The following is a 9,673-nucleotide window of genomic DNA, read 5'->3' as shown; positions in this document are numbered from 1 at the left end:
GGTGTGATAAACAAACGATGCCGGCATGTGCACCAACGCGCTCAAGCCAAATACACTCAGTAAACCTGCGCCGAGCAGAAGCCGTTTTTTCATCCCTCTACCCCTTCACCAACTGTAAGCGGCGCACATCCACCACGCCCTCTTGCTTGCCTCTATCCAGATCGAGCGCTGTGACGTGCACGCCGTGGGTCTCTTGCAAAAAGGCAATCCAACTGACGAACTGGTTAAACGGCATCGGGCTTATCCACACTTGTAGCTCTTCACCGCGTGGCTGAACGCGCACCAACTCGACGTTGAAACGCTTGGCCGTTGAGGAGACCGCCTGGTTCAGCGGTAAGGTGGATACCGAGCGCCCACCGGCTGCACGCAAACTCGCGATAGTCTCGGCTTGATCTTCGACCCAGCCCAGTAACTGCTTTTCGCTTTGCAGCCTAAGTTCTGCCTGCTCTGCGCGCGTGGTCAAAGGTTCGACAATGCCCCAGTACAGGCCACCCGCCATCACAAGGCCCGCGCACACCATCACCAGGCGCTGCTCACGCGGGGTAATGGCGGACCACCATGCACTCAGCTTGGTACTAAGCGGCGCCAATAGCGGCGCAAGGCTCGATTGAAAACGTGCTTTCATGACTCTCCTTACGACTGGCCGTCACGTAGCGTTAAAACAAACGAGCCGTTCACACGCTCGCCACTGCGACTGAGCTGCCCTTGCTCAACCTTAAAACGCGATTCAAGCTGCGCTTTGGCACGCTCAAAACTCTGGAAATCATCGCTTTGCGCTTCAAGGCGCACTTCTTTGCGATTGCGATCAAACTTGATACTGGTCAAGCTCAGCCCCGGCACTTTGCTAACCGCATCAGGCAGTTGCACCATCCACTCTAGCCAGACCGTTTCACTGCTACCCCCAGACAGTTGCGCCGCTTCTCGCTCCATCTCCCGTTTTAAATAGCTGACGGTCGGGATGCGCGTGCGCCCCGGTAGTGCCTCACGAAACAGACGCTCACTCTCGTTGCGATACGCGTCGGCTTGCGCTTCAAAGCGCGCGGTTTTCAACACACTGTCGACGCAAATCAGCGCCAGTAGCAGCATCGCGGCCATCGCACTGCCTTGCCAGACGCGCCAATATTTGCCGAGTGACGATTTAGGCTTGAATGCACCGGTTAATAGATTCACTGGGCTGAGTAAGGCGTGCTCGGCGAGCACCTGCATCACGAACTTGCCTTGCTCGTTTTCCCAAACGCAATCTTGCCAAGCGGGATGCGCCTTAATCACAGACTCAGGCAGTGGGGTAAGCGCAGTCAGCGCCAAAGGCTCGCCAGCGCTATCTTTGACCCAATCAGAGGCGGTAATCCAAGGTAAAAAGCTTGCCTCTACCGAGACGCCTTGCCACTGACCTTTGCCAATCAGCCACTGCTCACCAATTTGCGCGGCGCACAGCGGCGTCTCCTTCGGCAGTGCCAATACATCCGGCAGCACTTTACGCACCGAGCAGCCAAGCTCATGCAGATCATCGAGCACACTCGCCAGCCAAACACGCGGCGCGGCGCACACGTGCGCTTGATTGCCTTGTTTAGCCAGCACAACAAAGTGCAGCTCATCGACATCTTGCGCCAACTCATCTTCAAGCAAATAAGGCAGCATAGACTCAAATTGACGCCCAGCGCCGGCCGGGATCTCAACCTGCTTGAGCACCACATCGGCCGCAGAGAGCAGCACAGTCGTCGCGCGCCCCTTGGCGTATTGCGCTAACGCCTCACGCTGGGAATAGTTGGCCAGTTCGCCACTGGCGATCACGGCGCGCTCGCTCGCAGACCAGACCAGCCATTGAACAGCGGCATTAGGGTTGTGACTCAGTCGAACGATCAGACTCTCGTTCACCGATACCTCCAAAGCGACGGCGTATCACCGTTGCAGTTTCACGATTTTCACTATACAGCAGGCTGCGCACTCGCACGCGCGAGTCGTTGACCAGCAGTTCAGCATCCATTTCAAAATAACGGCTATCAATATCCAAATAGCCTTTCGCCTGACTTTTCACATCAGCACTGACCGAAGAGAGCGCCGACTCGGCATAAAATTCGTCGACCGATTGCCAGCCATCATAGGGGCGATTGTCGATGACGTTCTTGGCTTGTTCAACACTCAAGTTGGGCGCCAACATGGCCGCAAGCAGCGCGCTGTGGCGCGCATCCAGCGTATTAATGTTGAGGCGAAAATCACTGGTCGGCAGCGCGCACACATGGCCGCGCAGCTGCTTGGTCATCACCTCTGCGCTCACTTGATGAATCGCGCGCAGCTCGCTGGCATCCGCCAGTAAAGAGTTGGCCGTCAGGTAGGCTGGCGACATCGACTCATAGTAGCTGTCTTCCACACCGGAAGAGGTATTCACCGTGGTGTCTTCATCAATGAACTCCCACACCGACTCCGCGATCGCCTGCGCTTGATAACTCTCCACCTCTAGGTATTCGAGCAAGGTTTGCAGCACCTCAACCAAATAGGGCGTGGCGTTGGAGTTGGCCGTCTGCACCACCGCGTAGAGCGCATTGAGGTTCAAGCACGCTTGCCCATCGGTCAGTGATCCGCGCAGCGTGCCAAAATCCAGCGGATAGGTTTGCTCTTCTATCGCCCAAGGCTGCGAGAGATTGACCGTGTCGCTGTCTTGGTAGCTTTGTTCAATGCCCGCCCGCGCAAGCGCCTCTGCACTCAAGCTATACCAATACGCCTGCTGATAATCGAGCTGACTGCTGGCACGGCGAAACTGAGAAAAGAGCCGGTCCGCCATGCTGGCGGCAATGCTGACCATCACCGCCAACAGCAGTAAGATCACAATCAGTGCGACGCCGCGCTGCGAGCTAGCCGTTCTCATCGCTCTCTCCTACGCCCGCCAATGTGCCGCCACCCGTCAAATAAATGCGCTCTATCTCACCATAATCTTCCAGAGTTAAGGTCAGTGCCACCGCACTCGGCAACTGGTTACTGGCACGCCATTCACGCTGCCACTCACTGCCATCAAAAAAGCGTAAATCAAACTGCTCGACCTTATCGAGCAGTGGCATCACGATGCCCGCCTGCCCGGTGGGCGTATCTGGGTATCGCCACCAAATTCGTTGTAATACGCCATCTTGGATGCGATAGCCCACTTTGGTCACCTCGCCGCGCGGGAACTGCTGCTGCGGGTTAAACCAACCCAGGCGCGCGAACATCACCCCTTTTTCATCACTGTCGAGCAAGTTATCTTGCCAAGCGATCAGGGTGGATGAGGGCGAATCGCCGCCGGAGCGCGTTTGGCGCAGCGCCATTTGGCGAAAATCATTGTCGAGATAGACAAGGCTACGCTGCAATTCTCCTAGGCGCGCACTGCGTTGCTCTGAGAGCGCATTGCTGCGCTGTACCTGATTGAGCACTTGATAGGCCGCGACGCTCAAACTGGCAAAGATCGCCATCGCCACTAAGACCTCAATCAAGGTAAAACCTTGTGTTCGGCTTGCTTGTCTAGAGCGCCACATAGCTTCTCACCACCACGATCGGCGCCGCTTGCGCGCCCAGTGATACTTTGACATCAAACGCTGCCAACAGATCGCCGGAGGTACTCACTGGCACCACTTGCCACTGCCATTGGCGCCCCGCTAACTGAGCGGTGCCTTTTTGCGCGCTGGGCTTAACGCCCGCTAAATGTACTTTGGCCATTTGGTTGTCGGCGACCATGGCGGCGAACGTCTTTTCCTCAATGTAACTTAGCGTATTGATGTGCTGACTGACCGAGCGCACTGTGGCGATCGCCGCCGTTGCAAAAATGGCGAGCGCGACCAACACTTCCAGCAAGGTAAAACCGCGCGCGGCAGCGTGGCGAGCAGCCGCAAATCGCCGTGTCATCATCGCGCGTGGTTTACTCATCGCTCTCTCCCGGCGCCAGCAGCACAATTTGGCCGTTTTCTTTGGCGATCACGCGCCATGCGGCCTCTTGTGACCACTGGCCGCTACTCGCCTTGGGCGCAATCGCGAGCTCAAATGGGCTCACTTCCCCGCTCGACATAATAAAGACTTGCGGCGTCGGTAGTGCGTCTTTCTCTTCAAGGTCTGCAAAACGGTCATCATCAAACAAGCTGCCGGGTCGAAACAGGCGATCTTCGTCCTGCCACGCTGAGCCGCCCATCGTGAGCTTGAGCGCCAAGTTTTCTCCAAGCTCCGTCTCTGCCGGAATTTGGCTGTCGTCTAGACGCTGCCACCCCTTCGCGGTTAAGCTTACCAAACGATAGCGGCCGCGCTTTTCATCGACCCACAAACCGTAATCTTTCCCCGCCAGCATCGCCTCTTCGTTGAGGAGTTGCAGGCGATGAAACGCTGCGCTGGCGTGCTTTTTTGCCTCATCACTGCTGCGACTGACCAAGGTGGAGACCACAGCCGCCGATGCCAGCGCGGCGATCACCACCACCAGCAAGACTTCAAGTAAGGTAAAGCCGCGAGCGCGTTGACGCATTATTGAAAGTCTTGGATATTCCAGTTACCAATGTCGGCATTGATGCCTTCACCGCCCTCTTGGCCATCGGCGCCCAAGGTAAAGATGTCGATATTGCCGTTGTCACCTGGACTTAGGTATTGGTAGTCGTTGCCCCAAGGATCGCTTGGCAAACGGCGAATGTAGCCACCCTCACGGTAGTTACGCGGCTCCGGGTTGGACGGCTTGCTGACCAACGCCTCTAGACCCTGATCTGTGGTCGGGTAGACGCTGTTATCGAGCTTGTACATGTCGAGTGCGTTTTCCAAGGCGACGATGTCTGTGACCGCTTTCTGTTGATCCGCCTTCTCTTTGTTGCCTAACAGGTTAGGCACCACAAAGCTGGCTAAAATCCCCAAAATCACCACGACGACCATCACTTCTAATAACGTAAAGCCCGACTGTTTTTTGATTCTGTTTGTCATTGTTGTTCTCTCCGAGTGCGGGATCACCCCGCCATTAAATTATTCATTTCTAAAATGGGCATTAACGTCGCCATGACGATAAACAGCACCAATCCCGCCATCAGCGCAATCAGTACCGGGGTAAAAATGCCCAGCGCAATATTCACCATAGATTCAAAATTGGCGTCTTGGTTGTCGGCGGCGCGCGTCAGCATGCCTTCTAGCTGACCACTTTGTTCACCACTGGCGATCATGTGCAGCATCATAGGTGGGAACAGTTTGGTCTGCTCGAGTGCGCGACGCAGGCTTGCCCCTTCGCGCACGCTATCAGCAGCAAGGGTCACTTGCTGCTTGACGTAGCGATTGCTCATCACATCCACCGCCACCTTCATGCCATCCAAAATCGGGATCGCGCTCGACGTGCAAATCGACAATGTGCGGGCAAAACGCGAGGTGTTGAGCCCTTTGCTGATTTTGCCAATCATCGGTAGGCCAATCAGTTTTCGATCATAAGCCAGACGCACGCTCGGCTTGGCTAACGCCAGTTTGATGACGTAGCCCAGCGCCACGATCGCGAGTAATAAGTAGAGACCAAAGCTCTGAACAAACTCGCTTGAGGCGAGCAAAAACTGGGTCGATTGCGGCAGCGTTTGGCCCATCTGGACAAACTGACCGACAATTTTCGGCACCACCGCCGCGAGCAAAAACGCCACAATGCCGATGGCAAACACCACCAGCACCACAGGGTAGATCAGCGCTTGCTGCAGTTTTGAGCGCATTTTCTGCCGATTTTCCGCGTAATCCGCCAGGCGCTCTAACACCGCATCCAGATGGCCCGATTTTTCCCCCGCCGCAACCATAGAGCGAAACAGATCATCAAACACATGCGGAAAGTCCGCCAAGCTGTCGGCCAAGGTGTACCCTTCGGTCACTTTGGAGCGCACCGCAAGCAGCATCGAACGAATGCGCGCTTTTTCTGATTGCTCAGACACAGCGCGCAAACACTCCTCAAGGGGCATGCCCGATTGCACCAAGGTGGCGAGCTGGCGGGTGATCAACGCCAAATCTGGAGTACTGATTCCACGACGAAAACCGCTGCGCCCTGAATGGGCTTGCTTAGCGTTTTTCTGCCGCGTCTCTTTGACCTCCATCGGCACCAAACCCTGCTCTTTTAGCCGCGAGCGCAACTGGCGCGCTGTATCGGCTTCGAGCACGCCGGTTTTGGTTTTGCCTTTGCTGTCTAACGCTTTGTATTCAAATGCCGCCATTACGCTTCCTTGGTCACACGCAACACCTCTTCAAGCGTCGTGATGCCTTGTCTGACTTTCTCAAGGCCATCGCGTTGAATGCTCGGCGTGCGGGCACGAATGGCTTTCTCAATCGCTTGCTCGCCCGCGTCATCATGGATGAGCGATTGCACCTCGTTATCGACACGCAGCAGTTCATGGATCCCGGTTCGGCCGCGATAGCCTTTAAAGTTGCACGCTTCACAGCCAACGGCTTTGTGCAGCGTGAGGTTCTCGTCTTCGCCGAGCGCAAACCACTGTTTGATTTGCGCGTCAGCCTGATAGGGTTCTTTACACGATGGGCACAGGGTGCGCACCAAACGCTGAGCCAACACACCAAGCAGCGAGGAGGAGATCAAAAACGGTTCAATGCCCATATCACGCAGACGCGTAATCGCCCCTGTGGCGGTATTGGTGTGCAAGGTAGACATCACCAAGTGGCCCGTCAATGAAGCTTGAATGGCAATTTGCGCGGTTTCGAGATCGCGAATTTCGCCGACCATCACCACATCCGGGTCTTGGCGCAAAATGGCGCGCAAGCCGCGCGCAAAGGTCATATCCACTCTCGGGTTGACCTGCGTCTGGCCGATGCCGTCGATATCAAATTCGATCGGATCTTCCACCGTCAGAATGTTGCGCTCGTTACTGTTGATCTCACTTAAGCCCGCGTACAAGGTGGTCGATTTACCTGAGCCCGTAGGACCGGTGACCAAAATGATGCCGTGCGGGCGACCGATGAGCTGACGGAAATCATCGTGATTGGCCTTGGTCATACCAAGGCTGTGCAGATCCAATCGCGTGGCGTTTTTGTCCAAAAGACGCATCACCACGCGCTCGCCGTGCGACGATGGCATAGTCGAGACACGCACATCGACCGCGCGGCCACCGATACGCAGGGAAATTCGCCCATCTTGAGGCACGCGTTTTTCCGCGATGTCGAGCCGCGCCATCACTTTCACCCGCGAGACCAGAAGGGGCGAAAGTTTGCGGCTGGGTGACAACACATCACGCAGCACACCATCAACACGAAAACGGATCGCTAAGCTTTTCTCAAAGGTTTCGATGTGGATATCCGACGCGCCCTCTTTGATTGCCTCTCCCAGCATGGCGTTGATGAGTTTGATGATCGGCGCATCGTCTTCTGACTCCAGCAAGTCTTCATCCTGCGGCAGCTCTTCAGCCAGCGAGAAGAGATCGTCACTGTCCGCGCCAATGTCTTCCATCAACTGGCGCGCTTCCGACGAGTCGCGCTGGTAGGCGCGGGTCAAACGCTGTTCAAACTCACTGCTGCTGACCGCTTGCATACCAAACGGCTCGCCGACAACGCGATTCACTTCGAGCAGGGCGTCTACCGCGAGCGGTTCAACATAATAGAGCACCAAGCCAGGTGACTCGGTCTGCTCGGTTTCCAACACCAAGCTGAAACGCTTGGCAAAACTAAACGGCAGGCGACGAACGGACGGTCTCTCCATTACTGCACATCCATTTGGTCAAGAAAGGCTTGGATTTCCACCGGATGGCGGATCTCATCACCAAATTTTGGCAGCACAGGAATGTGCGCATCGTCCATCAGCTTAAGACCTTGGTCCGCTTTATACAGCTGCTCAGCACGGATGAAGTTGTATTTACGCTGCGTGATGCCATCGGCCGTCATGCCATCGCGAATGATGGTCGGTTTGATGAACACCATGAGATTCTTTTTCTCCACTTGGGTACTGGTCGATTTGAACAGATGGCCAAGATAGGGAATGTCGCCCAGCAGCGGCACTTTCGATTCGCTCTCTAGCGCGCGCTCATCAATCAAACCGCCGAGGACAATCATCTGGCCGTCTTCAACCATTACGGACGTGTTGAGCTGGCGCTTGGCAAACCGCACATCCACCGCGCCATTGGCACCAAGCACGTTGGACACCTCTTGCTCAATATTGAGCTGCACTGAGTTACCTTCGTTAATCTGCGGCACCACTTTGAGTTTGATGCCGACCTCTTTACGGTCGACGGTTTGAAATGGGTTATCGTTGTTCGAACCGGCCGTAGAGCCCGTTAACACCGGCACCTCTTCACCAACAATAAACGAGGCCTCGCCGTTATCCATCACGGTAATGCTCGGAGAGGAGAGAATATTGGAGTTGGAGTCAGTCGATACCGCGCTGATCAGCGCCGTCCAGTCGCCCATCACTACACTGAGCGCTGCGCCATTGACGCCAGAGAGTGCCGAGGCCAGCGTAGAATAGTCGCCTTCTTCCGTAGTGGTCTCATTACGCAAAAAGTCGCCATCTGAGTCATATACTGCTGTGGTGGTGGTGGTGTCTTTTGCTTCCTCCAACCCGACCATCACTTCACCGATACCAGCCCCTGTATTTCCGTACTGGATGACAGAGCCGGTTTCCAGCGAGCCCCATTGCACGCCAAGGTTGATGCCATCGCCCTCCGCCATTTCAACAATCAGTGCTTCAATCAGCACTTGCGCGCGGCGAATATCCAGCTGTGAGATCACCTCTTGCAACGCGTTCATGATATCTGGCGGCGCGGTGAGCACGAGCGCGTTGGTCCCCGGGTGGGCAGCGATCATCACGTCATTGCGCTGCGAATTGCTGTTGCTGCCGGCGTTTTTCTCCGCTTGCAGGTTGGCCGACACGCCTTTGAGCACCTCTACCATTTCATCGGCTTTGGCGTATTTGAGGTAGACCACGCGGTTGTTGCCTTTCGACGCCATTTCCACGTCGAGCTGCTTGATCAGTCGACGCAGGCGTTCACGCACTTGCGGATCGCCGGAGATCAAAATCGAGTTGGTGCGATCGTCTGCCACCAACTTAGGCTCCAAAAACGCTGGGGTGTTTTTATCGGCACTTTTATTCAGCGCATCGACAATACGCACCATTTCTGCGGCAGAAGCGTTGGCCAAATCCACCACTTCGATCTCTTTGTCGCCCGCCTGGTCGACGCGTTTGATGATGTCCGCCAAGCGGTTAACCACGGCGGCGCGTCCGGTGATCAAAATGATGTTGGCAGGGTCGTAGTGCACCACGTTACCGGCACCAGCGTTGTCATTGAGCTGTCTTAGCAGTGGCGAGAGCTCGCGCACCGAGACATTGCGCACGGCCACTACGCGAGTGACCACGGCGTCACCTTGCACGCTGCCATCACCCACCACTGGAATAGCCGAGGTTTTGGCGTCTTTTGCGCGAATGACTTTGAGTACGCCGTTCTCCATCTCCACCACGGCAAAGCCATACACTTCGAGCACATTGAGGAAAAAGCGGTAGTACTGCTCTTCGGTCAACATGTCGTAGCTGCGCACATCGACTTTTCCGCGTACCGCTGGATCCACGATAATGGTCTTTTCTAAGTTTCGCCCCACAATGTTAATGAACTCTTGAATGTCCGTGCCCTTAAAGCTGGCACTGAAATCATTGGCGCTCACCAGTGGGGTCAATAAGCTTGCTGCTAACAGCCAAGCACTGCTCTTAATTCTCACATCCCCACAAAAA

The 9,673-nt window shown here is 55.6% G+C and carries 10 protein-coding genes; all 10 read right to left on the bottom strand.

The genetic code is table 11. The features are described 5' to 3' along the window. Positions 1 to 97 precede the first annotated feature (97 nt). From AC6R0L_RS01890 to gspD, 10 genes are read right to left on the bottom strand one after another with little or no spacing between them, the layout of a single operon-like run. Positions 98 to 589 (bottom strand): type II secretion system protein M, encoded by a 492-nt coding sequence (locus tag AC6R0L_RS01890; protein ID WP_500628058.1) that lies wholly within the window; start codon positions 587 to 589, stop codon positions 98 to 100. Between the two features lie 44 nt (positions 590 to 633). Then, positions 634 to 1,875 (bottom strand): type II secretion system protein GspL, encoded by a 1,242-nt coding sequence (gene gspL / locus AC6R0L_RS01885; RefSeq protein ID WP_500628055.1) that lies wholly within the window; start codon positions 1,873 to 1,875, stop codon positions 634 to 636. Continuing rightward, positions 1,835 to 2,863: a type II secretion system minor pseudopilin GspK gene (gene gspK, locus AC6R0L_RS01880; protein ID WP_500628054.1), complete on the bottom strand. Its 1,029-nt coding sequence runs from the start codon at positions 2,861 to 2,863 to the stop codon at positions 1,835 to 1,837. Before gspK ends, gspL begins: the two co-directional genes overlap by 41 nt. Further along, on the bottom strand, positions 2,850 to 3,503 hold the full coding sequence (gene gspJ / locus AC6R0L_RS01875) for a type II secretion system minor pseudopilin GspJ (protein WP_500628053.1): 654 nt from the start codon (positions 3,501 to 3,503) through the stop codon (positions 2,850 to 2,852). The genes gspK and gspJ overlap by 14 nt, the downstream gene beginning before the upstream one ends. Beyond that, complete coding sequence (gene gspI / locus AC6R0L_RS01870) at positions 3,490 to 3,891, bottom strand: type II secretion system minor pseudopilin GspI (RefSeq protein ID WP_500628052.1); 402 nt, start codon at positions 3,889 to 3,891, stop codon at positions 3,490 to 3,492. Before gspI ends, gspJ begins: the two co-directional genes overlap by 14 nt. Then, entirely contained in the window at positions 3,884 to 4,474 is a 591-nt protein-coding gene (locus AC6R0L_RS01865) for a prepilin-type N-terminal cleavage/methylation domain-containing protein (RefSeq protein ID WP_500628051.1), read from the bottom strand. Before AC6R0L_RS01865 ends, gspI begins: the two co-directional genes overlap by 8 nt. Beyond that, a complete protein-coding gene (gene gspG / locus AC6R0L_RS01860; protein ID WP_334554933.1) occupies positions 4,474 to 4,917 on the bottom strand; it encodes a type II secretion system major pseudopilin GspG in 444 nt (147 codons plus the stop codon). The genes AC6R0L_RS01865 and gspG overlap by 1 nt, the downstream gene beginning before the upstream one ends. Before the next feature lie 23 nt (positions 4,918 to 4,940). After that, complete coding sequence (gspF, locus tag AC6R0L_RS01855) at positions 4,941 to 6,164, bottom strand: type II secretion system inner membrane protein GspF (protein WP_500628050.1); 1,224 nt, start codon at positions 6,162 to 6,164, stop codon at positions 4,941 to 4,943. After that, positions 6,164 to 7,654 (bottom strand): type II secretion system ATPase GspE, encoded by a 1,491-nt coding sequence (gspE, locus tag AC6R0L_RS01850; protein ID WP_500628049.1) that lies wholly within the window; start codon positions 7,652 to 7,654, stop codon positions 6,164 to 6,166. Before gspE ends, gspF begins: the two co-directional genes overlap by 1 nt. Continuing rightward, a complete protein-coding gene (gspD, locus tag AC6R0L_RS01845) occupies positions 7,654 to 9,660 on the bottom strand; it encodes a type II secretion system secretin GspD (RefSeq protein ID WP_500628057.1) in 2,007 nt (668 codons plus the stop codon). The genes gspE and gspD overlap by 1 nt, the downstream gene beginning before the upstream one ends. Between the last annotated feature and the right edge of the window lie 13 nt (positions 9,661 to 9,673).

It is taken from the genome of Vibrio sp. R15-SG3-ISO1A (assembly GCF_059833955.1).
The sequence above is the reverse complement of the archived record's forward strand: the minus strand, read 5'-3'. Positions and strand labels throughout refer to the sequence as shown.

Excerpts from the sequence above, each read along its gene's own strand:
- gspE (WP_500628049.1), bottom strand. The coding sequence starts at position 7,654 with ATGGAGAGACCGTCCGTTCGTCGCCTGCCGTTTAGTTTTGCCAAGCGT.
- gspJ (WP_500628053.1), bottom strand. The coding sequence starts at position 3,503 with ATGTGGCGCTCTAGACAAGCAAGCCGAACACAAGGTTTTACCTTGATT.
- gspF (WP_500628050.1), bottom strand. The coding sequence starts at position 6,164 with ATGGCGGCATTTGAATACAAAGCGTTAGACAGCAAAGGCAAAACCAAA.
- gspG (WP_334554933.1), bottom strand. The coding sequence starts at position 4,917 with ATGACAAACAGAATCAAAAAACAGTCGGGCTTTACGTTATTAGAAGTG.
- gspK (WP_500628054.1), bottom strand. The coding sequence starts at position 2,863 with ATGAGAACGGCTAGCTCGCAGCGCGGCGTCGCACTGATTGTGATCTTA.
- AC6R0L_RS01865 (WP_500628051.1), bottom strand. The coding sequence starts at position 4,474 with ATGCGTCAACGCGCTCGCGGCTTTACCTTACTTGAAGTCTTGCTGGTG.
- gspI (WP_500628052.1), bottom strand. The coding sequence starts at position 3,891 with ATGAGTAAACCACGCGCGATGATGACACGGCGATTTGCGGCTGCTCGC.